General features: G+C 60.5%; 18 protein-coding genes. 11 read left to right on the top strand and 7 right to left on the bottom strand.

All coding sequences use genetic code 11. The features are described from left to right. Positions 1 to 40 precede the first annotated feature (40 nt). From ACJ8IL_RS00715 to ACJ8IL_RS00705, 3 genes are all read right to left on the bottom strand, one after another. A complete protein-coding gene (locus ACJ8IL_RS00715; RefSeq protein WP_442516292.1) occupies positions 41 to 2335 on the bottom strand; it encodes an FdhF/YdeP family oxidoreductase in 2295 nt (764 codons plus the stop codon). A gap of 206 nt (positions 2336 to 2541) precedes the next feature. Then, positions 2542 to 4215 (bottom strand): gamma-glutamyltransferase, encoded by a 1674-nt coding sequence (gene ggt, locus ACJ8IL_RS00710; RefSeq protein ID WP_043143523.1) that lies wholly within the window; start codon positions 4213 to 4215, stop codon positions 2542 to 2544. Positions 4216 to 4376: 161 nt separating this feature from the next. Next, positions 4377 to 5240, bottom strand: a complete 864-nt coding sequence (locus ACJ8IL_RS00705) for a LysR substrate-binding domain-containing protein (protein ID WP_442516291.1) — start codon at positions 5238 to 5240, stop codon at positions 4377 to 4379. A 143-nt stretch (positions 5241 to 5383) separates the two neighbouring features. On the opposite strand from ACJ8IL_RS00705, the gene ACJ8IL_RS00700 reads away from it, so the two are divergent. From ACJ8IL_RS00700 to ACJ8IL_RS00670, 7 genes are all read left to right on the top strand, one after another. After that, on the top strand, positions 5384 to 6523 hold the full coding sequence (locus ACJ8IL_RS00700; protein WP_442516290.1) for an agmatine deiminase family protein: 1140 nt from the start codon (positions 5384 to 5386) through the stop codon (positions 6521 to 6523). Between the two features lie 76 nt (positions 6524 to 6599). Further along, positions 6600 to 7280: a class I SAM-dependent methyltransferase gene (locus ACJ8IL_RS00695; RefSeq protein WP_060433105.1), complete on the top strand. Its 681-nt coding sequence runs from the start codon at positions 6600 to 6602 to the stop codon at positions 7278 to 7280. A 56-nt stretch (positions 7281 to 7336) separates the two neighbouring features. Next, complete coding sequence (locus ACJ8IL_RS00690) at positions 7337 to 7987, top strand: hypothetical protein (protein WP_049207561.1); 651 nt, start codon at positions 7337 to 7339, stop codon at positions 7985 to 7987. A 124-nt stretch (positions 7988 to 8111) separates the two neighbouring features. After that, the gene (locus ACJ8IL_RS00685) at positions 8112 to 9254 is read left to right on the top strand and encodes an efflux RND transporter periplasmic adaptor subunit (protein ID WP_442516289.1); all 1143 of its coding nucleotides are present in this window, start codon (positions 8112 to 8114) and stop codon (positions 9252 to 9254) included. 1 nt (position 9255) lies between these two features. After that, positions 9256 to 12393 carry an efflux RND transporter permease subunit gene (locus ACJ8IL_RS00680; protein WP_060433103.1) on the top strand — a complete coding sequence of 1046 codons (3138 nt, stop codon included), beginning with the start codon at positions 9256 to 9258 and terminating at the stop codon, positions 12391 to 12393. A 1-nt stretch (position 12394) separates the two neighbouring features. Next, complete coding sequence (locus ACJ8IL_RS00675) at positions 12395 to 13837, top strand: efflux transporter outer membrane subunit (protein WP_282980701.1); 1443 nt, start codon at positions 12395 to 12397, stop codon at positions 13835 to 13837. Positions 13838 to 13994: 157 nt separating this feature from the next. Beyond that, positions 13995 to 14348 (top strand): DUF1493 family protein, encoded by a 354-nt coding sequence (locus tag ACJ8IL_RS00670; RefSeq protein WP_060433101.1) that lies wholly within the window; start codon positions 13995 to 13997, stop codon positions 14346 to 14348. Positions 14349 to 14355: 7 nt separating this feature from the next. Here the strand turns inward: ACJ8IL_RS00670 and ACJ8IL_RS00665 are convergent, their stop codons facing one another. Further along, positions 14356 to 14925, bottom strand: coding sequence for a DJ-1/PfpI family protein (locus ACJ8IL_RS00665; RefSeq protein WP_004937978.1), 570 nt, complete (start codon positions 14923 to 14925; stop codon positions 14356 to 14358). 135 nt (positions 14926 to 15060) lie between these two features. Between ACJ8IL_RS00665 and ACJ8IL_RS00660 the strand changes: the two genes are divergently transcribed. After that, entirely contained in the window at positions 15061 to 16599 is a 1539-nt protein-coding gene (locus ACJ8IL_RS00660) for a long-chain-fatty-acid--CoA ligase (RefSeq protein WP_060433099.1), read from the top strand. Between the two features lie 39 nt (positions 16600 to 16638). On the opposite strand, the gene ACJ8IL_RS00655 is transcribed toward ACJ8IL_RS00660, so the two are convergent. Next, positions 16639 to 17913, bottom strand: a complete 1275-nt coding sequence (locus tag ACJ8IL_RS00655) for a Glu/Leu/Phe/Val family dehydrogenase (RefSeq protein WP_025302877.1) — start codon at positions 17911 to 17913, stop codon at positions 16639 to 16641. Positions 17914 to 18520: 607 nt separating this feature from the next. On the opposite strand from ACJ8IL_RS00655, the gene ACJ8IL_RS00650 reads away from it, so the two are divergent. Together ACJ8IL_RS00650 and ACJ8IL_RS00645 are read left to right on the top strand one after the other, a co-directional pair. Beyond that, entirely contained in the window at positions 18521 to 19978 is a 1458-nt protein-coding gene (locus ACJ8IL_RS00650; protein WP_060433098.1) for an amino acid permease, read from the top strand. A 110-nt stretch (positions 19979 to 20088) separates the two neighbouring features. Beyond that, positions 20089 to 20709 carry a helix-turn-helix transcriptional regulator gene (locus ACJ8IL_RS00645; RefSeq protein WP_060433097.1) on the top strand — a complete coding sequence of 207 codons (621 nt, stop codon included), beginning with the start codon at positions 20089 to 20091 and terminating at the stop codon, positions 20707 to 20709. A 67-nt stretch (positions 20710 to 20776) separates the two neighbouring features. On the opposite strand, the gene ACJ8IL_RS00640 is transcribed toward ACJ8IL_RS00645, so the two are convergent. Further along, a complete protein-coding gene (locus ACJ8IL_RS00640) occupies positions 20777 to 21691 on the bottom strand; it encodes a LysR substrate-binding domain-containing protein (RefSeq protein ID WP_043137436.1) in 915 nt (304 codons plus the stop codon). A gap of 176 nt (positions 21692 to 21867) precedes the next feature. On the opposite strand from ACJ8IL_RS00640, the gene ACJ8IL_RS00635 reads away from it, so the two are divergent. Then, entirely contained in the window at positions 21868 to 22644 is a 777-nt protein-coding gene (locus ACJ8IL_RS00635) for an SDR family NAD(P)-dependent oxidoreductase (RefSeq protein WP_049204054.1), read from the top strand. A 176-nt stretch (positions 22645 to 22820) separates the two neighbouring features. Here the strand turns inward: ACJ8IL_RS00635 and ACJ8IL_RS00630 are convergent, their stop codons facing one another. Next, a complete protein-coding gene (locus tag ACJ8IL_RS00630) occupies positions 22821 to 25010 on the bottom strand; it encodes a TonB-dependent siderophore receptor (RefSeq protein WP_442516288.1) in 2190 nt (729 codons plus the stop codon). Between the last annotated feature and the right edge of the window lie 198 nt (positions 25011 to 25208).

The raw sequence follows: 25208 nt of genomic DNA, 5'->3' as shown, positions 1-25208 counted from the left end.
AAGCCTTTCTCCATGCGGAGAAAGGCTCAAACCGCTTCCGTCAGGCGATATCGACCGCGCGCACCTCTTTGGATCTCAACTTCACGCGGATCGGCACCGATTTGTACGACGGCGTGCCGCTCTCCTCATCGATGTAATGCAGCGGCACCAGCACGTTGGCCTCCGGGTAGTAGGCGCCGACCGAACCGGCTGAGATGTTGTAGGCGATCACCGTGATGCCTTCCAGGCGCTGGGTGCTGCCGGGCAGCGCCGTTTCCAGATCGACCACGTCGCCATGTTCCAGCCCCAAACGTTGCAGATCGCTGTCATTCATGAACAGCACGTCGCGCCGGCCGAAGACCCCGCGGTAGCGATCGTCCAGAGCATAGATGGTGGTGTTGTACTGATCGTGGCTGCGCAGCGTTATGAGCCGCAACGTGTCTTTGTCTGTCGTTATCTCGTCCTCATGCAGCCCGCTGAACACGGAAAACATCGCCTTGCCCGTCGCCGTCGGCCACTGGCGTTCGGTCGGCGGCAGCGGCATGCGGAAGCCGCCGGGTTGGCGAATACGCGCGTTGTAATCGTCGAAGCCGGGAATGGTTTTTTCGATCAAATCGCGGATCACGTCGTAATCTTCGATCAGCTCATCCCAGGGCACCTTGCTGGCGGGCATCACCGCTTTGGCCATGCCGGCCACAATGGCGGGTTCCGAACGCAGCAGTTCCGACGCCGGTTTTAATTTGCCGGATGACGCATGCACCATCGACATTGAATCCTCCACCGTCACCGATTGCCGCCCGCCGGCCTGCATGTCCAGTTCAGTGCGGCCCAGGCAGGGCAGAATGAGGGTTTCTTTTGCCACCAACAGATGGCTGCGGTTGAGTTTGGTGCCGATATGCACGCTTAACTCCAGGGCTTTCATCGCCGGGAAGCTCTGCTCGGGGTCCGGCAATGCTACGGCGAAGTTGCCGCCCAGGCAGATCAACGCCTTCGAGGCACCATCGATCATCGCCTGCATGCATTTCACGGCATCGTGACCATGGGCTTTGGGCGGCGTGAAGCCAAACACCGTTTCCAGCTTTGCCAAAAAATCGGCCGACGGTTTTTCGGTGATGCCGACGGTGCGGTTGCCCTGCACATTGGAGTGGCCGCGCAGCGGGCAGATGCCGGCGCCCGGTTTGCCGATGTTGCCGCGTAGCAGCAGCAGATCGGCGATCAGGCGCACATTGGCCGTCCCTTTATTGTGCTGCGTAATGCCCATGCCGTAGGTCACGATGGTGGCGTTGGATTTCGCGTAAGCGGCGGCGACCTGTTGCAGATCACTGCGCGCCAGGCCGCTCTCCGCCTCAATCGCATCCCAATCGGTGGCCTTCAGATCGGCGGCGAAATCCGCAAAACCTTCCGTGTGCTCGGCAATAAAGGCGTGGTCCAGCGCATTGCCATGTTCGTCATCCAACTGCAGCAGCGCTTTGGCGATGCCTTTGAGCGCTGCGGCGTCGCCGCCGGCCTTGACCTGATAGTAGGTGGAGGCGATAGGGGTCGAACTGTAGGTCGCCATTTCGATGACGTTTTGCGGATCGGTGAAACGCTCGAGCGCCCGCTCGCGCAGCGGGTTAAACACGATAATCGGCACCTTTTTACGCGCCAGTTCATGCAGCGTGCCCATCATGCGCGGGTGATTGGTGCCCGGATTGTGCCCGATGGAGATAATCAGCTCCGCGCTGTCAAAGTCGTCCAGCGACACGGTGCCTTTACCGATGCCGATCGACTGGGGCAGGCCAACGCTGGTCGGCTCATGGCACATGTTGGAACAGTCGGGGAAGTTATTGCTGCCGAACTCCCGCGCAAACAGCTGGAACAGGTAGGCCGCCTCATTGGACGCCCGGCCGGAGGTATAAAACTCCACCTGCTCCGGCGGCAGCGTTTGCAAAACGGCGGCGATGCGTTGAAACGCCTCATCCCAGGCCAGCGGGCGCAAGGTGTCCGTCCCGGCGTCATAGCACAGAGGGGTTGTCAGGCGGCCATAGTCTTCCAACTGGTAATCGGTTTTCTGCAGCAGCGACGTTACGGTGTTCTGCGCCAGAAATTCGGGCGTCACGCGCTTGCTGGTCGCTTCCCAGGTCACGGCTTTGGCGCCGTTTTCACAGAACTGGAAGGTAGATCGATGTTCTTTATCCGGCCATGCGCACCCCGGACAATCAAAACCGTCGGGTTGATTGGTGCGCATCAGCGTCACCGGCGCTTCTAAGGTGTCCATCTGCGTGCGCACGGCGATGGCCGTCGCTTTTAGTGCGCCCCAACCGCCGGCGGGCCCATCGTAGGGATGCACCCCGGGTACTGCTCGTCTTTTCGCCATTGTTGATTGCCTCCGACATCGCTTACGATAAATGCAGGTGATTGATTTACTGAAAATATTATTTTTATCGTCCAAGATGGAACGCAAGCGCCGTCGCCGTTAAACGCGAGCCTGTCGATTCAGTATAGATGAGTGAAAAAGGGAGCAACGTCAGTCTGTGCGGGGAGAACGGCGGCCCGGCGTGGCTGAAGCGGGCCGCCGGCGCGTTACTTTTTCACCACCAGTCCGACGCCGCGGCCGCGCGGATCTGATGCGGTTTCCGGCGTGCGGCCATCGATGCGGATAGCCTGAATATCCCCCATGTTCCAGCCCTGGTCTTCGAGGGTGTAACCCATGGCCTTCAGCTCGTCTGCCGGTTTGCCGGTCAGCGGCGCAAAGCTGTCATAGTAGACGGTGTCCTTCGGCAACAGCTGATGGTGCACGCGCTGGGCGGCCACCGCCTGCGCCAGCGGCAGATGGTAATCGTAGAGATTGTTGATCACCTGAAAGATCGAGGTAAAGATGCGCGATCCGCCCGGCGTGCCTATCACCAGGGTGACGTCGCCGTCGCGGGTGATGATGGTCGGGCTCATCGAGGAGAGCATGCGCTTGCCCGGCTCGATGGCGTTGGCGTCGCTGCCCACCACGCCGAAGGCGTTGGCGACGCCGGGTTTGGCGCTGAAGTCGTCCATCTCGTCGTTAAGCAGGAAGCCGGCGCCTTTGACCACCACGCCGCTGCCGAAGTCCCAGTTGAGCGTATAGGTGTTGCTGACCGCGTTGCCGGCGGCATCGACGATCGAGAAGTGGGTGGTTTGGTGGGTTTCCAGCCCCGGCCGCACCTTTTCGGTCGGCGAGATCGCCGTCGGGTTGATCTCGGCGGCGCGTTTTTTCAGGTAGTCGGGGGCGATCAGCTGCGCTTCCGGCACCTGGGTGAAGTCCGGATCGCCGAGGTAGTCGGCGCGATCGGCGAACACGCGCTTTTCGATTTCCGCCAGCAGGTGGATGTAGCGCGCCGAGTTCAGCGGCACGCCCTTGAAGTCGGCGGCGCGATCTTCTTTGATCCCCAGCAGCTGCGCCAGCGCGATGCCGCCGGAGCTGGGTAGCGGGGCGGTATACACGGTGTTGCCGCGCCAGCTGATGCGCATCGGTTCACGCCATTTCACCCGATAGTCGGCCAAATCCGCCGCGCCGATCAGCCCGTTGTCGCGCTGCATTTGCGCCACCAGCAGGCGAGCGGTTTCGCCGTGATAAAAATCGTCGGCGCCCGATTTGGCGATGCGCTCAAGGGTGGCGGCCAGCTCCGGCTGCTTGAACACCGTGCCGGGCTTCATGGCGCCGAAATAGTCGCCGAAGTTGGTTTTACCGGCGAACAGCTTGTTGGCATCTTCGCGGTACTGATACTGCTGATCCGCCACGGTGAAACCTTGCCGGGCGTAACCGATCGCCGGCGTCAGCAGCTCGGCCCAGGGCAACTTGCCGAAGCGTTTATGCGCTTCCCACAATCCCAGCACGGTGCCCGGCACGCCGGCGGCGCGGCTGCCCACCAGGCTGAGATTCTCGATCACTTCGCCTTTCTCGTTCAGGTACATAGTTTTGCCGGCGGCCTTGGGCGCCACTTCGCGGTAGTCGAGGAAATAGGGTTTGCCGTCGACGTACAGCGTCATAAAGCCGCCGCCGCCGATATTGCCGGCTTCAGGGTAGGTAACGGCCAGGGTAAAGGCGGTGGCGACCGCCGCATCGACCGCATTGCCGCCGGCCTGCAGAATGTGCGCGGCGACCTTGGCGCCATACTGATCCGGGGCGGCGACCGCGCCGGCGGTCAGTTCGGCGGCAAAGGCAGCGGGAACGGTGCAGGCAAGGGCCACGCTCAGAGCTATCGTTTTCAATAAACCGGCAGACATAGAAGATCCTTTTAGCGATGTTCAGTTATCAGGTGAATTCAACTAATTATTTTGAAACAGCAGGTTAGCGCGTTTTCTTCGGGCTGTTGCGACGCTTTATTGAAAGTAGCAGCGGTCAGGCGGGGCCGCCTGACCAGAGTAGCAAATCGTGACGTGGCGCGTTATGCGCCGGCGGGCAGCGCCGACTGCAGCCATTGGCAGAAGTGCCGGGCGAGCGGATTGTGTTCGCTGTCGCGGTGCAGCAGCCACGCCCAGTTGGCGCCGCGCACGCGTTGCTCGGTTAACGGTTGCAGCAGCCCGGCGTCGCGCGCGTGTTGCGCCAGCAGTTGGCTGACCAACGCGATGCCGAGGCCGTTGCAGGCGGCGTCCAGCAGCAGACCAGGATCGGAGAAGTTCAGCCCGCTGTCTCGCTGGCCGACGTGCGCGCCGCCCGCCACCGCCCAGTGGCTCCAATCCATCTCGCGTTCGCCGTGCAAGGTCACGCGCTGCTCCGGCGTCAACGCCAGCAGGCTGGGGTGGCAGGCGGGGTAGAGTCGGTCGGTACAGAGAACGTTAAAGGTGCAGTCCGCCTGCGCGCTGAGATCGTCACGGATCGCCAGATCGATGCTGTCCGTCGCCATATCCGGCGGTTCAAAGCTGGTGAACAGCCACAGATCGATCTGCGGATGCTGCCGATTGAAGTCGCCCAGCCGCGGCGTTAGCCAGTGGCGGGCAAAGGCCGGGGTGGTGTTAACGATCAGTTGGTTGGGTTTGCGGTACTGATCCAAACGGCGAATGCCGACGGCCAGCTGTTGCAGCATCACCTGTGCGGTGCTGAACAGATCGTGGCCGGCGTCGGTCAGCACTACGCTGCGGCCGGTGCGGAAGAACAGCGGCTGTTCCAGAAACGCTTCGAGGCTGCGGATCTGCTGGCTGATGGCCGACTGGGTGAGGTGCAGCTCTTCGGCAGCCTGATGAAAACTGCCCAGGCGCGCCGCCGCTTCAAATCCGCGCAGGGCGCTCAAGAGGGGCCAGTATTTTAACATTATCGATAAGCCTGTCTAATCAGATATCCGCTAAATATATCGTTTGTCGCAGCGGCAGGGGAAGACTAGCATGAGATTCAAGCGCCGGAGCGCAAGAAATCCGGCTAACAGTTTGAATTTAAATCAATTTAAAGAGGCTATTTATGTCAACGCGTCGCACCTTTATCAAGCAGCTTTCGGCGGTGGCCGGTGTGAGCTTGACGGCATCATTGGGCATCCCGTTACGCGGTCACGCGAAAGCTGCGCTTAATCCGACCTGGCGGATGCCCGACGAAGGGGAACCGCAACAGCGGGCGTTTCTCGCTTTCGGCGCGCAGCGTGCGATTTGGGGCGGGTTCACCGCGGACGTGCAGGCAGCGCAGGGGCGCATCGCCCGCGCCATCGCCGAATTTCAGCCGTTGACGGTTTTTTGCCGCGGCAATGAACGGCAATTGGCTGAGGCCACCTGCGGCAGTCACAACGTCAGCTATGTTGTCACTGAGCTGGATGATATCTGGATGCGCGACATCGGCGCCAATTTCGTCGTCAATGACGCCGGCGAACTGGGCGCGGTGGATTTCAACTTCAACGGCTGGGGCGATAAGCAGCAACATGCCAGGGATGCGCGTCTGGCAGGGTTTGTCGCCAGGCGATACGGCGTCGCTCAACCGCGCTGCAGCGCGCTGGTAGGCGAAGGCGGCGGCATCGAGGTGGATGGGCACGGCACCGGCATCATGACCGAGAGCAGTTGGGTGAATGCGAACCGCAACCCGGGCTGGAGCCGAGACCGGGTTGAGCAAGAGCTGAAGGCGATGCTCGGCCTGCGCAAAATTATCTGGCTGCCGGGCATTAAAGGCCGAGACATCACCGATGCCCACGTCGATTTTTATGCCCGTTTCGTGCGGCCTGGCGTGGTGGTGGCCAACCTGGATACCGATCCGGCCTCTTATGATCATGCGGTTACCCAAGCGCATCTGGCGATCCTCAGAGCAGCGACCGACGCCGACGGCCGCACGCTGCAGGTACATACGCTTTCGCCGCCGCGGGCACCGCGCGAAAGCCGATTCAGTCGCCGCAACCCCGATTTCGCGGCGGGCTACATCAACTATTTCGTCATCAACGGCGCGGTGATCGCCCCTGAATTTGGCGATCCGCAGGCGGATAAGGCGGCGTTTGCGCTGCTGTCGGCGCTCTATCCGCAGCGCAAGGTGGTGCAGCTGGAGATCGACGCCATCGCCGGCGGCGGCGGCGGCATTCACTGCGTGACCAGCCAATTGCCGGTGCATGGCAAGCCAGACCAGTGAATGTTCAAAAAATGCGCACGCGGTTGTTTGTCGCCATAGGGTGTGATTGGCTGAGTGGAAACATAAGGAGGCCATAATGAACGACTCACCCTTGAGCATTCCCACCTGGTATCGCGATCCGCACGCAGAACAGGCCATGGCCGAAGGCCATGCGCCCATCTGGCGGCATCTGCTGAGCCTGGTGCCGGAACACGAATTGTCCGGCGTCAGGGTGCTGGACTTCGGCTGCAATCAGGGCGGTTTTCTGCGTCTGTTGCACCAAATCCGGCCATTTCGTGAAGGGCTCGGCGTTGATATCGCCCGCCAATCCGTCGAACACGCCAACCGCCTGAAAGGAAACCTGCCGATCGGTTATCAGACCGACACGCGGTTGACGGGTTATGAGAACCACTTCGATATCGCCTTCAGTCATGAAGTCATCTACCTGATTGAAGATATCGCGCAGCATGCCGCCGATATGCTGCGGGTGCTGAAGCCGGGCGGCGTTTATTATGCGGTGACCGGTTGCCACACCGACAACCCGCTGTGGCCGCAATGGCGCGAAAGGGTGGCTGAACAGACGCATACCGTGGTGCAGGATCGCGCTCTGGACGACTATGCGCGCATTTTCTCCGCCGCGGGATTCCAGGTCTCTGCCCGCCGGCTGGGCTTTTCCGGCTTCGTGCCCTATGAGCCGGACGGCTGGATGCCGAATATCGCGGCGGCGATCGACTACTATTGGCACACCAAAACGGTGTTTAGACTGGTTAAACCCTAAAAATCCCCACGCGGCGCTCGGTACGCCGCCGCTGACGAGATAAGATGGCGAGATTTATGATGGATGAGGATGCGAAAACAATGGACTTTCGTTTGAACACCCGGTTATCCCTGCTTATGGTCTCGCTCTTGGCGCCCGTTGTTGGGGCCAGTGCCGCTACGCTTACGCTCGATAATCAGGATCCGGCGGCGGTGTATCTCATTCCGGACGCGAAGCTGATTCAAGAACGCGAGGGGGTGAAAATCGCCGGGCAGTCATACCGTTATTTCGTACTTCAGCTCGCCGACAATCTCCAGTATGAAGGCTATATCACCCGATGCGCCGACGACGATGCCGATAAATTGAATGAACAAGCGCGGCGACAATTGAACCGTTGTACCGAACAGGTCATCGACGACCTGGATCGGTTGATGGAAAAGACCGCCAACTTGACATTCGACTACGGCGGTACGCAAAACGTTTATCGGGGCGAAGAACATTCAACGCCTTATTATTACTATTCATTCGCCCGCGTGGCCCACTATTATCAGACCGAAGACGGACGTCATCCCCTGTATGGTCTGGTTTATCGTTGCAAACAGCCGGCGAGCGATGCTCATCGGGAGCAAGAGCCTGATGCGACTGAAACGACGCAGCCGCCGGCTGAAGTGGAACGCTTTATTGCATTGGCAAAAAATCGCTGCGCCAATGTGCTGAAACCACGCTGAACGATATTGCTCCACCGTTTCCCGCTTCGACAAGATTTTACGCTATCCTTACGCAACCCTTTCAGAAGCGAATGTCTGCATTCGATATATTGAGAATAGTCATTCTCAATGGGATCGTATTGCAATGCAGAGAAAAACGCTTTGGGTGCTTGGGCTGTCGCTGTTGCTGGCTGCCTGCGATGGGCAAAACGCCGGTGCGCCGACGGGCGCAGGCGGTGAGCAGGAGGTCGGCGTCGTCACGCTGCGCGGCCAGTCAGTGACCCTGAGCAGCGAGTTGACCGGCCGGGTCAACGCCACCATGACTTCCGACGTGCGGCCGCAGGTCGACGGCATCATCAAGCAGCGGCTGTTCACCGAAGGGGCCGAGGTGAAAGCCGGGCAGGTATTGTACCAAATTGACCCCGCCAGCTATCAGGCCAACTACGATCAGGCCGCCGCCCAGCTGAAAAACGCCCAGGCCACGGTGCAATCCACCCGGCTCAAATCACAGCGCTATGCGGCGCTGGTGAAAGAGAACGGCGTTTCTCAGCAGGATGCGGACGATGCCAAAGCCGCCTATTTGGCGGCCGTGGCGTCGGTGTCCCAGTATCAGGCAGCGCTGGAGACGGCGCGCATCAACCTCGCCTATACCCAGGTGCGGGCACCGATCGACGGTCGCATCGGCATCTCATCGGTGACGCCGGGCGCGCTGGTCACCGCCAGCCAGACCGATGCGTTGGCCACCATCCGCGCGTTGGATCCGATCTATGTCGATCTGACCCAGTCCAGCGCCCAGTTGCTTAAACTGCGCCGTCAGCAGGCCGCTTTGCAGCGCGGTGCGGTCACGCCGGTCGCCATCAAGCTGGAGGACGGCACGCCTTATGCCCACGCCGGCAAGCTGGAGTTGACCGAGGTGGCGGTGGATGAGGCCACCGGTTCGGTCACGCTGCGTGCGGTGTTCCCCAACCCCGAGCATGAGCTGCTGCCCGGCATGTACGTCCACGCCACGGTGGATAACGGCGTCGATCCCAAAGCCATTCTGGCGCCGCAGCAGGGCATCACCCGCAACGCCAAAGGGGAAGCCACCGCGTTGGTGGTGGACGAGCAAAACAACGTGGCGCAGCGCACCGTCAGCGCCGAACGGGTGGTGGGCAGCAACTGGCTGACCGGCAGCGGGCTGAACGAAGGCGATCGTCTGATCGTCGAAGGCACCGGCAAGGTCACGATCGGCGCCGCGGTGAAGCCGGTTGAGGTTTCAGTCGACAAAACCCAACGCGGGGAGCAGTGATATGGCGCAGTTCTTTATCCGGCGGCCGGTATTCGCCTGGGTGATTGCCATCATCATCATGCTGTGCGGCCTGATGTCGATCAATTCATTGCCCGTCTCGCAGTACCCGGATGTCTCACCGCCGCAGATTTCCATCTCCGCCACTTACCCGGGCGCGGACGCGGAAACGCTGGAAAACAGCGTCACGCAGGTGATTGAGCAGCAGCTCACCGGCCTGGACGGCCTGCTGTATTTCTCTTCGACCAGCAGCTCCAGCGGCTCGGTCAGCATCAACGTCACCTTTGATCAGGGCACCGATCCGGATATCGCTCAGGTGCAGGTGCAAAACAAGGTGCAGCAGGCGGAAAGCCGTTTGCCGAGCGCGGTCACTGCGCAGGGCGTGACGGTCAAGAAATCCCAGAGCAGCTTCCTGCTGATCGTCGGGCTGTATGACGAAAGCGACAAGGCGACAATGGCCGATATCTCCGACTATCTGGTCAGCAACCTGCAGGATCCGCTGTCGCGCATCGAGGGCGTGGGGGACGTGCAGGTGTTCGGCTCGGAATATGCGATGCGTATCTGGCTGGATCCGACCAAGCTGGCGAGCTATGCGCTGATGCCTTCCGACGTGCAGACGGCGATCGAAGCGCAAAACACCCAGGTGTCTGCCGGCAAGGTAGGCGATCTACCGGCCGCGGCCGATCAGCAGCTGACCGCCACGGTAAAGGCGCAGTCGCGGCTGCAAACGCCGGAACAGTTTCGCAATATCATCCTGAAAAGCGACAGCAGCGGCGCGCTGGTGCGGCTGGGTGACGTGGCACGGGTTGAGCTGGGCAACGAAGACTACTCCGCCAGCGCGCACCTCAATGGCCACCCGGCGGCGGGGATTGCGGTCAAGCTGGCGGCGGGCGCCAACGCCCTGAGCACCGCCAAACTGGTTAAGGCCAAGGTGGCGGAATACCAAAGCGCGATGCCGCAGGGCTACAAGGTGGCCTACCCGAAAGACAGCACCGACTTCATCAACATCTCGATCGAGGAGGTGGTGAAAACGCTGTTTGAAGCGGTGGTGTTAGTGGTGGTGGTGATGTTCGTGTTCCTGCAAAACCTGCGCACCACGCTGATCCCGACCATCACCGTGCCGGTGGTGTTGCTGGGCACCTTCGGCGTGCTGGCGGCGTTCGGCTATTCGATCAATACCCTGACGCTGTTCGGCATGGTGCTTGCGATCGGGCTGTTGGTGGACGACGCCATCGTGGTGGTGGAAAACGTCGAACGCGTGATGCGTGAAGATAAACTGCCGCCGCGCGAGGCGACGGAGAAATCGATGCGCGAGATCACCGGCGCGCTGGTCGGCATCGCGCTGGTGCTGTCGGCGGTGTTTCTGCCGATGGCGTTCTTCGGTGGTTCCACCGGGGTGATCTACCGTCAGTTTTCAATCACCGTCGTTTCCTCGATGGTGCTGTCGGTGGTGCTGGCGTTGACGCTGGCGCCGGCGCTGTGCGCCACATTGCTGAAATCGACGCATGAAGAACAGACCGACAAAGGGCTGCTGGGTAGATTCAACCGCGGTTATAACCGGCTGCAGGAGAAGTACGCCGACAAGGTCGGCGCAGTGATCCACCGGCCAACGCGCTATCTGCTGCTGTACGGTCTGCTGTTGATCGCCGCGGCCGTGATGTACCTGCGTTTGCCGACCGGTTTCCTGCCCAATGAGGATCAGGGTTCGGTGATGGTGCAGTACACCTTGCCGGCCGGCGCCACCAACGCGCGCACCTCGGCGGTGAGCGAGGCGGTGACCGCCTATTTCCTCGATCAGGAAAAGGCCAACGTCAGCACCATTTTCACCATCAACGGTTTCGGTTTCAGCGGCAGCGGGCAAAACGCCGGCATGGCGTTCGTCAGCCTCAAAGACTGGAGCCAGCGCAGCGGCAGCGAGAACACCGCCGACGCCATCGCCAAACGCGCCATGGCGCACTTCGCTTCGCTGCGCGACGCCCAGGTGTTCTCCATGAGCCCACCGGCGATCGACGGTTTCGGTCAGTCCGACGGCTTCACCTTCGAACTGCAGGCCAAAGGGGCGACCACCCGCGCCGAGCTGCAGGCGATGCGCGACCAGATCGTCGCCGCCGCCGGCAACAATCCGGCATTGCTGGCAGTGCGCGCCAACACCTTGCCGGACACCCCGCAGCTGCAGGTGGAGATCGACAACGGCAAGCTGCAGGCGCTCGGCCTGAGCGCCGGTGACGTCAACAGCACCCTCAGCAGCGCGTTCGGCAGCACCTACATCAACGACTTTATCGACCGCAACCGGGTGAAAAAAGTCTATATGCAGGGCGACGTGCAGTACCGCGCCAAGCCGGAAGACCTCGACCGCTGGTTTGTGCGCGGCACCAATGCGTCGGGCGCCAGCAGCATGACGCCGTTCTCCGCCTTTGCGTCTTCGCACTGGATCTACGGGCCGGAGAACCTGTCGCGCTATAACGGGCTGTCGTCGTTCGAGATCACCGGGCAGGGCGCCGCCGGCGTCAGCTCCGGTACGGCGATGAGCGAGATGGAGAAACTGGCGGCGAAATACTCCGCCGGCAGCAGCTATTCCTGGAGCGGGCTCTCCTATCAGGAACGGCTGACCAGCGGCCAGGCGTCGTCGCTGTACGCCATTTCGCTCATCGTGGTGTTCCTGTGCCTGGCGGCGCTGTATGAGAGCTGGTCGATTCCATTCGCGGTGATGTTGGTGGTGCCGATGGGTGTGGTGGGCTCGCTGCTGGCGATCACGCTGCGCGGGCTGGAAAACGACATCTACTTCCAAGTGGCGCTGCTCACCATCATCGGCCTGTCGGCGAAGAACGCCATTTTGATCGTCGAGTTCGCCGAGGAGATGCACCAGCGGGGGGAAACGCTGATTGGCGCGGCGGTCCACGCGGCACGCATGCGCCTGCGGCCGATCCTGATGACCTCGCTGGCGTTCACCGCCGGGGTGCTGCCGCTGGCGGTATCCAGCGGCGCTGGCGCCAACAGCCGAATCGCCATCGGCACCGGCATTATCGGCGGTACGGTCACCGCCACCGCATTGGCCATCTTTTTCGTCCCGCTGTTTTATGTGTTGGTGCGCCGCATGTTTACCCGCCGGCCCGCCAACCCGCCGTCACAGGCAGGAGAATAACGTGTTGCAACGAGTCATGATGTTAACTTTACCGCTGCTGCTGACCGGCTGTCTGTCGCTGGATCCACACTACCAGCGCCCAGCGGCGCCGGTGCCCGCCAACCTGCCGCAGGGCGAAGCCGCCGGCAAGCAGGCGTTGAGCTACCCGGACGTCGCCTGGCGCGACTATGTGCAGGACGCCAGGCTGCGGCAGGTGGTGGCGCTGGGGCTGGACAGCAGCCGCGATCTGCGCGAGGCGATCGCCAATATCGCCTCGGCGCGCGCCCTGTACGGTGAGCAGCGCTCGGCGCTGTTCCCGACGATCAACGCCACCGCCGACGGCAGCCGCGGGCGTTCGCTGACCGGTAGCGGCAATGCCACCGCCATCAGTCAGAGTTATGAAGCGCAGGCCGGCGTCAGCGCGTTCGAGCTGGATCTGTTCGGCAAAAACGCCAGCCTGTCGCGCGCGGCGTTCGAAACTTACCTGGCCAATTCGGAGGCGGCGAAAAGTACTCGCCTGACGCTGATCGCCGATATCGTCACCGACTGGGTGGCGGTGGCGGCCGAGCGCAGCAATCTGGCGGTGGCGCAGCAGACGATGGAAAGCGCCAAACGTTCGCTGGACGTGACGCGTAAGAACCAGCAGCACGGCATTGCGTCGCTGGTTGACGTGGCGTCGGCGGAGACCGTTTATCAACAGGCGCGATCGGACGCCGCCAGCTATGCGACCAGCGCCGCGCAGGCGAAAAACGCGCTGGATTTGGCGGTGGGGCAAAGCGTGCCGGAAAATCTGCTGCCGAGCGGTATCGATGGGCTCGGCGAAATCATGCGCAATCTGCCGGCTGGGGTGTCTTCGCAGGTGCTGCTGACGCGGCCGGACGTGCTGCAGGCTGAGCATAACCTGAAATCCGCCAACGCCAACATCGGCTCGGCGCGGGCGGCGTTTTTCCCGTCGATCAGCCTGACCGCCAGTGGCGGCGTGGGCAGCGGTGAACTCTCCTCGTTGTTCAGCCACGGCGCCGGCGTCTGGTCGTTCGCACCGAGCATCAGCCTGCCAATCTTCAGCGGCGGCTATAACACGGCTCAGCTCAACTACACCCAGGCGCAGAAAGACCTGTATGTCGCCACCTATGAGAAAGCGGTGCAGACGGCATTTCAGGAAACCGCCGACGCGCTGGCGCGCAAAGCCACGCTGCAGGAACAGCTGGCGGCGCAAACCGGCTATGTGGCGGCGGCGCAGCAATATTATCGCCTGGCCGAGCTGCGTTACCGCCAGGGCGTGGACAGTTATCTGACCTTGCTGGACGCGCAGCGCACGCTGTACACGGCGCAGCAGTCGCTGATCGCCGCGCAGCAGACCGCGTACGACAATCAGGCCACCCTGTATAAAGTGTTGGGCGGCGGCGTTACCGCCGAGCGGCAGGGGGACGGCGTCATCGCCGATAAGGCGACGCTCAGCCGCTAACCCTGGACCGCGCGCGCCAGGTGTTTGGCTGCGCGCGGTTTTTTTATGGAAAGTGTAAAGAAACAGAAAACCCGGCCGGCGGGCAGAACTCGCTGCGGTGAGCAGAGTCAGACAGAGAACCGCATTCATCTTTTATTCATATCGGCTCGAGGTCGTCATGGCAGAAGATATTCAGCAACAGGTCATCGCGCTTATCGCCGCATTCAACACGCCAGGGCGGTTGAAGAAGGGCGTGGCCATCACCCCGGAAACCGAGATCAACACCGCGCTTCACCTGTCGTTCAGCGATTCCAATACGCTGATGCGCCGCTACTTCGATACCTTCGGCGTCGACAGCGGCAACTATAACCACGAGCTGTATTTCCAGCCGCCGGCCAACACCGGGCGCTGGTTTTCTCCCTCCGCCTGCAAAGAGCACCCCCGGCCGCTGTGCGTGTCGATGCTGGTGCGCTCCGCGCGCGCCAAACGCTGGCTGTACGACATCCACTTCCTGATCGAGCAGCTCCGCTAGCGCCGCATTACTGCTCCAATACCTCGGCGAACTTCGCCAGCCACTGCGGGTGCGCCGGCCAGGCCGGGGCGGTGACCAGATTGCCGTCGACGTGCGCCTGATCGATGCCGATCTCCGCATAATGGCCGCCGCCGAGCCGTACCTCCGGCGCGCAGGCCGGGTAGGCGCTGCAGGTGCGGCCCTTCAACACCCCGGCCGCCGCCAGCAGCTGCGGGCCGTGGCAAACGGCGGCGATCGGTTTTTTGGCGGCGTCGAACGCCTGCACCAGCGCGATCACGTCGGGATTCAGGCGCAGGTATTCGGGCGCCCGACCGCCGGGGATCAACAGCGCGTCATAGTGTTCTTCTTTGGCGGCGGCAAAGTCGGCGTTCAGGGTGAAACGATGACCGGGTTTCTCGCTGTAGGTCTGCGCGCCGTCAAAGTCGTGGATCGCGGTCTGGATGTAGTCGCCGACGGCTTTGCCGGGGCACACGGCGTCCACCCAATGGCCGATCATCTGCAATGCCTGAAACGGCACCATAGTTTCGTAATCTTCGGCGTAGTCGCCGACCAGCATCAGGATTTTTTTCTTGCTCATGATCACAACTCCTGCAGGAGGGGGAATGCCTAAGGTATAGCCCAGCCCCCCTGGGAATGCGAACCGCAAAGCGCCTATCTATACTCGTGATACTGCGGCGCTTTTCTCGCCGCTCATTCCCAGGGAGGATCCCCGATGCTGAATCTGGCTACCTTGCTTGAAGAGAGTGCGCGCACCTGGCCGGAACGGCCGGCGGTGATACAGGACGATATCCCACTCAGCTATCGGGCGCTGAACGAAATGGCCAACCGGGTGGCGAATTTGCTGGTCGCGCGCGGCGTGCAGCCCGGCGAACGGGTGGCGCTGGCCTGCCCAAATCGACCGGAGTTTCCGGCTATCTATTACGGCATTCTCAAAAGCGGCGCGGTGGTGGTGCCGCTCAATATTCTGCTTAAAAGCGCAGAGTTCGACTACTACCTGGCGGATTCAGCGGCGGTGGCGCTGTTCTGTTTCGAGGGCAGCAGCGGCTTGCCATTGGGGGAAGAGGCGCTGCGGGCGGCGGCGAAGGCGGAGCAATGCCGCGAGGTGTTTATCATCGGCGATCGGCTACCGCTCGAGGGGGAACGTTTCAGCGCGGCGATAGCCGAGCAGGCTACCGAATTCGCTTCGGCCGCGACGCTCGAAAACGACACGGCGGTGGTGCTCTACACCAGCGGCACCACCGGCCGGGCCAAAGGCGCGGAATTGACCCACGCCAACCTGGTGCTCAACGCGCTGGGATCGGTACGGCTGTTCGACGGCTCAGAGACGGAGCCCGATCGCCATTTGGTGACCCTGCCGCTGTTCCATACGTTCGGCTCGACGGTGCAGATGAATGCCGGGTTTTCCGCCGCCGCTACCCTGGTGCTGGTCGAGCGCTTCGACGCCGCACAGGCCATCGCGCTGATGCAGCGGCACGGCATCACCTTCTTCGCCGGGGTGCCGACCATGTATTGGGCGCTGTTGAATGCGCTGGATGAGCACACGGATATCGAGCGCTTGCGCAGCACGCTGCGTATGGCGGTCTCCGGCGGCGCCAGTTTGCCGGTGCAGATCCTGGAGGATTTTTCACGTCGCTTCGGCGTCAACATTCTCGAAGGATATGGGCTGTCGGAGACCAGCCCGGTCGCCACCTTTAACCATCCGCACCGCGTGACCAAACCTGGTTCCATCGGCCAACCGATCTGGGGCGTGGAGGTTCGCTTGCTCGACGTTACCGGGCAGCCGATCGACGGAGTCGATCAGGTGGGGGAGATCGCGGTACGCGGTTACAACATCATGAAAGGCTATCTGAACCGCCCCGAGGCGACGGCGGACGTGCTGGAAAACGGCTGGTTTCGCACCGGGGACCTGGCGCGCCGCGACGCCGACGGCTTCTATTTCATCGTCGATCGGGCCAAGGATATGATCATCCGCGGCGGGTTCAACGTCTATCCGCGTGAGATTGAAGAGGCGCTGATTCGCCATCCGGCGGTGTCGTTGGTGGCGGTGATCGGCGTCGAGCATCCGTCGCTGGGCGAAGAGATCAAAGCGGTGGTGGTATTGAAAGAAACGGAGGAGCCCATCGAGGAGGAAACGCTGATCGCCTGGAGCCGGGAGCGGCTGGCGGCGTTCAAATATCCGCGTATCGTCGAGTTTGTCGAACGCTTGCCGATGACCAGCACCGGTAAGGTGTTGAAACGCTGTTTGCGCTGAGGAGAATCCGGCCTGCCGGGGCAGGCCGGGATACGGGCATCAACCTGGGTAGATGCCGCGCTCTTTACGTGCGGTCAGGATGCGCTCACAGGCCACGATATAAGCGGCGGTGCGCAGGCTGCACTCTTTCTCGGCCGCCTTGTTCCAGACGTGGACCATCGCGTCGGTCATGATCTTGTCCATACGCTCGTTGATCTCGGACTCGCTCCAGAAGTAGCTCGCCATATCCTGAACCCACTCGAAGTAACTGACCGTTACGCCGCCGGCGTTACAGATAACGTCCGGAACCACGGTGATGTTACGGGAGCGCAGAATGTCGTCCGCTTCTGGGAAGGTTGGGCCGTTAGCCCCTTCCAGCACCAGCTTGGCGCTGAGGATTTCGGCGCGTTGACGGGTGATCTGGCCTTCCAGCGCCGCTGGGATCAGAATGTCCATGTCAACCGACCAGAACGCTTCGCTCTCGATCTCGCTGGCACCCGGGAAGCCGGCGATCTGCTTGTGCTTGGCCTGGTATTCGGTCAGCGCCACCAGGTCAATGCCGTCGGCGTTGAACAGGGTAGCGGAGTGGTCCTGGATGGTGACGACGCGCGCGCCGACGCCGACGAACAGACGGGCCGCTTCGCTACCCACGTTACCGAAGCCTTGTACCGCCACTTTGGCGCCTTCGATCTGCACGCCCAGACGCTTGGCCACTTCGCTGCCGGTCACGAACACGCCGCGGCCGGTCGCTTTCTCACGGCCCAGGGAGCCGCCGAGGTGGATGGGTTTGCCGGTGACCACGCCGGTGATGGTGGTGCCGTGGTTCATGGAGTAGGTGTCCATCATCCAGGCCATCACTTTGGCGTTGGTGCCGACGTCCGGCGCAGGGATGTCTTTCTGTGGCCCGATGATGAAGCCGATTTCGCTGGTGTAGCGGCGGGTCAGTCGCTCCAGTTCACCTTCAGACAGTTTGAACGGATCGACGCGGATGCCGCCTTTGGCGCCGCCGTACGGCAGGTTGACCGCGGCACACTTGATGGTCATCCAGGCGGACAGGGCCATCACTTCGTTCAGATCGACGTCAGGGTGGAAGCGGATACCGCCTTTGCCCGGCCCACGCGACAGGTTGTGCTGTACGCGGAAACCTTCGAAGTGACGGATGGTGCCATCGTCCATCTGCAGCGGGATATCAACAATCAAAGCGCGTTTAGGGTGACGCAGCGTATCAACCCAGCGTGAGAGGTCGCCGAGGTAAGGGGCGACGCGATCGATTTGTTGCAGATATGTAGCCCAAGCGGTGGTGCTGCTGTCTGAAGCGTAGGATAGCTTTTCCATAACCAACCTTTATATTTTAGAGGTATTTATTTCGTTTAACCGTGGATTAGCAAGCGCATAACACTTTGCGACGCTAAATTTACCACTAATTATGCCGGTTGTTAGCCCCCCTCTCATCGGGCCAGCGGACGGTTTTTCGCCGCCTGCAGGGCGGCAAATGAATAGTTAATTACTTTTTGTCGACGGTGAGCGAGTTCATGCATATTTTATGCATATAAAGCGCATAAAACCCCTTTTTATCTATTTTTCAGAAGCTTGAATGTGATCAAAAAGTTTCATTTTATTTAACTGCCATGTTGACAATGGCATTTCCCCTCGCCAGAGTTAAATTAATGTTAAAACGACTCCGGCGTCGTTTTTTTGTTGCACAAGGGAAAGCATAACTATTTGATATTGTAGTATTTACCCACCACGCTCAGGCTATGTTCGCCAAACGTGGGCGATACGACGGCTCACGAGAGCATTTTCTCGGTACCCATTATTATTACCTCCCTGTTACAACGGGGCGGGCACACTTTTTTGCCGGTTAGAACGCTCACGGGCGTTTCACTCCTGCTGCAGCCGCATATCGGTTGCTTAATCGCCTTAATGACGGACAGGTAACACCATGACAAAAAATCACTGCGATCGGCTGAACCCAGGTTCAGCCGAGGGGCCAAACTGTGCCCAAACCTTGCAGCGCGGGCTGAGCGCGCGCCACATTCAACTGATTTCGATCGGCGGCGCCATCGGCACCGGGCTGTTTATGGGCGCCGGGAAAACCCTCGCGCTGTCGGGCACCTCCATCGTACTGACTTACGCCATCGTCGGCTTTTTCATGTTCATGGTCATGAGGGCGATGGGGGAGCTGCTGCTCACGCGGCTCGATTACCGTTCGTTCGCCGATTTCGTCTCCGAATACCTGGGGCCGCGCGCCAGCTTTTTTCTCGGCTGGTCCTACTGGCTGAGCTGGGTCGTGACCTGCATTGCCGACGTGGTGGTGTGCGGCGGTTATGTGCAGTATTGGCTGCCTAACGTCTCGCCCTGGCTGCCGGCGCTGCTGACGCTGGGGTTTCTGTGTCTGTTCAACATGCTGTCGGTCAAGATGTTCGGCGAAGCCGAATTCTGGTTTGCGATGATCAAGGTGGTGGCGATCGTCGCGTTGATCGCCACCGGTGCCTGGATGGTGTTCAGCGGATGGACCTCGCCGGACGGCGTGACCGCTTCGCTGCATAACGTCACCGATCCCGCCATTTTCATGCCGCACGGCATCTTCGGCTTTTTCGCCGGGTTCCAGATCGCCATTTTCTCCTGTACCGGCATCGAGCTGCTGGGCACGATGTCGGCGGAGACCAAAAACCCGCAGAAGGTGCTGCCGAAGGCGATCAACGCGATCCCGGCGCGCATCATCGTCTTCTACGTGTGCTCGATGCTGACCATTATCGCCGTCACCTCGTGGAGCCACATCTCGCCGGACAGCAGCCCGTTCGTGATGCTGTTCGATCGGGCGGGGCTGCCGGCTGCCGCCGCGGTGATCAACTTCGTGGTGCTGACTTCGGCGATGTCCTCGGCCAACAGCGGGGTGTATTCCAGCACCCGCATGCTGTACAGCCTGTCGATGGAAAAGCACGCCCACGGTCAGTTCCGCATTCTGTCTCGCACCACGGCCATTCCGATCCGCAGCCTGCTGTTTTCCTGCTTCTGCATGGTGGCCGGCACCTTGCTGCTGATACTGGTGCCGAACGTCATGACGCTGTTCACCATCGTCTCTACCGTGGCGGCGATCCTGGTGGTTTACAGCTGGGGCATGATTTTGGTCGCCTACCTGGTGTATCGCCAGAAGCGACCGGATCTGCACGCCGATTCCAATTTCAAAATGCCGGGCGGGGTCGCGATGGCCTGGCTGACGCTGGCATTTTTCGCCTTTACGCTGGTACTGATGGTGTTCGATAGCGATACGCTGATCGCGCTGTGCAGCATGCCGCTGTGGTTTACCACGCTCGGGCTGATCTGGCGCTATCGGGTCCGCGACAGCGTGGCGCACGAGAGCTACGTGTTTTATCGGCGTGGCGCCGAGGCGGAATAACCGGCGAAGGATACGCCGCTTGCCGCCGCTCCACTCGGCAAGCGGCGGCAACTGCGGTATGCTAAGCGGCTGAACAGCAAACCAAACCGGGCCATACGGAGACCCCCAGCGTGCCGAACTCTTCTTCTCAACTCGAACTTTTGCGCTCGGTCGCTGACGGCATCGCGGCGCTGTTTTTCCCGAATGCGGAAGTGGTGATCCACGATCTGGCCACCAACAAGATTGCCTATCTGGCGAACAACCTGTCGAAGCGCAAACCGGGCGACGACGCAGGGCTGGAAGACTTCGAGCTCGATGGCGGCGCCGGCGTGACCGGCCCCTATGAGAAGCTGAACTGGGACGGCAAAAAGATGCGTTCGGTGAGCATTGCCGCACGCGACGAACAGGGCAAGCCCAGCTATCTGCTGTGCATCAACCTGAGCACCGCGATGTTTGAGGACGCCCGCAACGCGCTGGACATGTTCCTGACGGTCACGCGATTGCAACCTCAGCCACAAGAGCTGTTCAAAGACGACTGGCAGGAGAAGATCAACACTTTCCTGCACGATTGGCTGCGGCGCGAAAACGCCGCGCTCGGCGCGCTGAGCCGCGAACAAAAACGGCGACTGGTCAGCGATCTCTACCATCAGGGCGCGTTCAAGGCCAAAAGCGCCGCGGACTACATCGCCAACGTGCTGTCGATGGGGCGCGCCACGGTGTACAAGCACTTGCGGGAATTGAAGCAGGAGTAAAGGCGGCGGGAAAGGGCACGACGCCCCAGGGCGAATGCCGAGGTAGCGCAATAGCTGCGATGATCGTTTATGAACGGTCTGAGACGACGTCCTGAAGAAGCCAGTCGTGGAAAATTTTCACTTCATCACGCATGACATGTTGCTGCGGGGTGACCAGATAGTAGGACCATCTAAGTGGCCAGCGATGGTCGGGATGGAGATGAACCAACTGCCCGGTCTCGATAAGCTGCTTTACCAGAGCGTTTCGAACGATGGCCACGCCCCTGCCGCTCAGCGCCGACAGGATCACTGCTGAAGTAGAATTGATATGCAGCCCGCTTTCCCGCGTTTCGGGCGCACCGACCGCTCTCAGTACATCACCCCATGATGGAAAATCCGCACCAGGATGCGGCGTGTCATCGTGAATGAGTTTTTGCGTGGCGAGCCATTCACTGCAGGCCATTTTCTCGGGGGGAGCCAGGCGTGGACTGCAGACCAGCACGGCTTCCTCATCCATTAGCCAGGTTTTACTCACGCCGGGCCACTCTCCCTGTCCACAGCGAATGCCGATATCTGCCTCGCCATACGACACGTCCATCAGCTTTTCCGTGACGTTAAGCCGCAGATCGATATTCTCATGCGTTTCCGCAAACCGGTTCAGGCGGTCCATCAGCCAGTTCATCATCAGTACCTGGGACGCCGTCACCACGACCACCGAGCGTGACCGGCGACCACGAAGCTTACTTAAACCGGTTTCCAGTTTATCGAGACCTTGAGTGATATCTTGTAGGGCCTCCTGCGCTTCGTCTACCAGCGTCAGTCGCTCCTTGCCGGAGCGGGTGCGGTGAAGAAGCGGGTGTCCGACCCAGTCTTCCAGCGAACGGACCAACTGACCTACGGCGGCGGGTGTGACACCCAGCTCCTGTGCCGCGCCGGTAAAACTGCCATGCCTGGCGGTGGCTTCAAAAGCGTGCAGCCATTTAAGTCGGTTTAACGATCGCATTGTGATCATCCTGATTCATTCTTTTCCTCAGTATACGCCGGCGAGAAAGATTTTCTTTCCTGTGTCGCAATTTCTTCTCAGTCGTCAATCGGTTTTCAGGGTGGCAATCTGGTTTCACACGATGAGAAGCCAGGCTTCTTATTAATGACAACCAGATGAATGTAAAGAGGTTAGCGATGAATACATCTTTTGCTGGCAAAAAACTGTTAGTGGTCGGCGGTACAAGCGGTATGGGCTTCGAAACGGCGAAGCGGGTCCTGAAAAGCGGCGGCAGCGTGGTGCTTGTTGGCCATCGTCAGGACAAAGCCGAGCAGGCCCGTCAGGCGCTGGCTGCAGACGGCCAGGTTTCCGTCATCGTTGCAGACCTGATGAAAGAAGAAGGTCTGCAGCATGTAGTGAACATCATTAACGCCGAACACAAAGATATCAGCCTGCTGGTCAATGCGGCTGGCGTGTTCTTCCCGAAACCGTTTACAGAACATGAAGCGTCAGACTATGACATGTACATGAGCATTAACCGCGCCACGTTTTTTATCACCCGCGACGTAGTGCGCAATATGGTCGAGGCCGATATCAAAGGCGCTATCGTCAATATTGGCTCTATGTGGGCACGACAGGCCATCGGTGCCACACCGTCTTCAGCCTACTCAATGGCCAAAGCCGGTCTGCACGCGCTGACCAAAAACCTGGCTATTGAACTGGGTGAAAAAGGGATCCGTGTGAATGCGGTTTCTCCAGCTGTCGTTCACACGCCGATTTATGAGGGCTTCATTCCGAAAGACGACGTCAAGGATGTGATGAACAGCTTCGACAGCTTTCATCCGATCGGACGCGTGGGTTCACCGGTCGACATCGCGGAAACCATCACTTTCCTGCTTTCTGACAAGACTGGCTGGGTGACCGGCGCTATCTGGGATATCGATGGCGGCGTGATGGCGGGGCGTAACGCCTGATGACCATGCCGCACGAGTTAACCCGCGTGCGGCATGGGGATTGGACAAAGGCGTGGGTTGCAAGGGGCAGCATCTTACGGCCCCTTGCTCATTTTCATTTATCGCCCGAAAACGTCATCAATACCTTCAGAAAAACGCTAACTGACAAACATTACGATGTTGGCCACCCCTTTTTGTTACCAGCGGTAGTTGACCGAAGCGATGATGCTGCGGCCGCTGCCGTAGAAGCAGGCGTACTCGCCGCTGCAGGATGAGACGTATTTCTTGTCCGTCAGGTTCTGCACGTTGAGCTGGAGCGCCGCACCGCGCAGCGCCGACGAAGCCTGGCCGAGGTCATATTTCACCATGGCATCGTACAGCGTGTAGTGCGGCACGTCGTACTGGCCGGTGGCGTCGGCTGGCGCATCGCCGATGTAACGCACGCCGCTGCCGACGGTCAGGCCGTTCAGCGCACCGCTCAGGACGCTGTAGCTGCCCCAGGCGGAGGCCGCGTGGCGCGGGATGCCCGCCGGGCTGTGGCCAATTTCATCCGCCGAGTTGGAGTCTTTGGTCACTACGTCGGTGTAGGTATAAGCGGCGGTCAGCGTGATCTCCGGCGTAGGCTGAGCGTGCACTTCCGCCTCAATCCCTTTGGATTTCACCTCACCGATCTGCTCGTAGGCGGAGGTGAGACGGTTGTAAGACGCCACATTGCGCTGGGTAATGTCGAACCAGGAGAGGGTCAGCAGGGTGTTGCCGCCCGGGATCTGGTACTTCACGCCCACCTCGGTTTGTTTGCCGGTGGTCGGCTTGAGCGGATCGGCGCCCGCGGCACTTGGGTACAGGTTAGGATCGAACGAGGTACTGTAGCTGACATACGGTGAAATGCCGTTGTCGAAGGCGTAGAGCAGGCCCGCGCGGCCGGTGAACTGGGCATCGTTATAGGTCTGCTCTTTGCCGCCGCTGGTGCGATCGCGGGTGTTGACCTGCGACCAGTCCTGACGGCCGGACAGCAGCAGGTTCCAGTTATTCCACTCCAGCTGGTCCTGCAGATACACCCCGACCTGATTCAGCGTCTTCAAATTGCTGGAAGCCAGCGCCAACGTGCTGCCATCGATGCTGGGGCGAACCGGATTGGCCCAGTCGATCGGGTAATCGTTACCGCGATCGCGATACATCTTCGAATCGATATGGCTGTAGCGGTAATCCAACCCGCCCAGCACCGTGTGCTTCACCTCGCCGGTGTCGAACAAACCCTTCAGCTGGTTATCCACGCCAAACTCGTTGGTCATCTGCGTTTCATGCTGTGCCATGCGGGTGACGGTGTGGTCGTTGACCGTCGAGTTTACGTTATAAACCAGATATTTATAGTCTTCATCACGGTGGGTGAAGCGCAGGTTCTGGGTAAACGACAGCGCATCGCTGAAGTTATGCTCGAGGCTGTAGCCGATCGACGCCTGTTCGCGCCGCGACTTGTTGAAGCTGGGCTCGCTGATGTTGAAGTCATAGGGTACATAGCCCGCGCTGGTCGGGAACAGCGTGCCGGCGCGCGGCAGGAAGTTGCGCGATCCGGCTTTCGGATCGTTCTGGTAGCTGGTCAACAGCGTAAAGCTGGTGTCTTCGTTCGGTAGCCAGGTGAAGGCCGGGGCGATGGCCACCCGTTGCTGCTTGCTGTCTTTGACAAACTCATGTTCGGTTCTGGCGATACCGTTCAGGCGGTAGAACAGGGTGTTGTCGTCGTTAAGCTTGCCGCCAAAATCAAACGCCGTTTCCGCCAGATGGCGGTTGCCGGTGCTGAATTTGACTTCGTGAATGCTCTGGGCGGTAGGGCGCTTGCTGGTCATCACCACCACGCCGCCGGGGCTGACCTGGCCGTACAGCACGCCGGCCGGGCCGTGCACCATCTCCACGCGCTCCAACAGCCAGGGATCGATCTGCCCGGCGCCGCCATTTTGGCTCGAGAGGCCAAAGTGCAGGCCGTCGAGCAGCTTGGGCGCATAACGGAAGCCGCGGCTGATCACTTCGTCATTGCGGTTGGAGTTGCCGCGGTAGGTGGTGATCACCCCGCTGGTGTAGTTCAATGCGTCGGCGACCGACGCCGGCTCCTGGTCGTTCATCTGCTCGCGCGTGACCACCGAGATGGCCTGCGGCGTCTTACGCAGAGCGGTGGCGGTCTTGGTGCCAGCGGCGCTCTCTTTAGCGACGATCCCTTTGGCCGGTGCGGTCACGCTGTTTTGTGCGTCGGCGGTCACCAGAATCGTCTCGTCCGCTGCGGCGGACGCGTGTGGCGCGAAGGGCAGTAAGGCCAGCGCCGATCCCAGCAACAGACGCTTGGCGGACATCGCCTCCGCACTTCCGTTTGCTATCCCTTTGTTTTTAATCTTCATTATCTCTCCTGAATACCTGCTTTTGTGTGTCATGCCACCCTGATAAACCCCGAAATGCCGGCAAGCGGTCTTCACCCGTCGACGCGGAGACGTCGTGTTTGCACGACGGTAAAAATCCGACAAATAGTATTGAAAATGATAATGAGTATCAATACGATTGTCAGGTTTTGTAAAAGACACTCATGTTATGTAAGGGGC

It is taken from the genome of Serratia sp. CY47444 (genome assembly GCF_052168635.1).
Lineage (GTDB): Bacteria > Pseudomonadota > Gammaproteobacteria > Enterobacterales > Enterobacteriaceae > Serratia > Serratia bockelmannii.
This window is presented reverse-complemented; position numbering and strand designations above follow the sequence as displayed.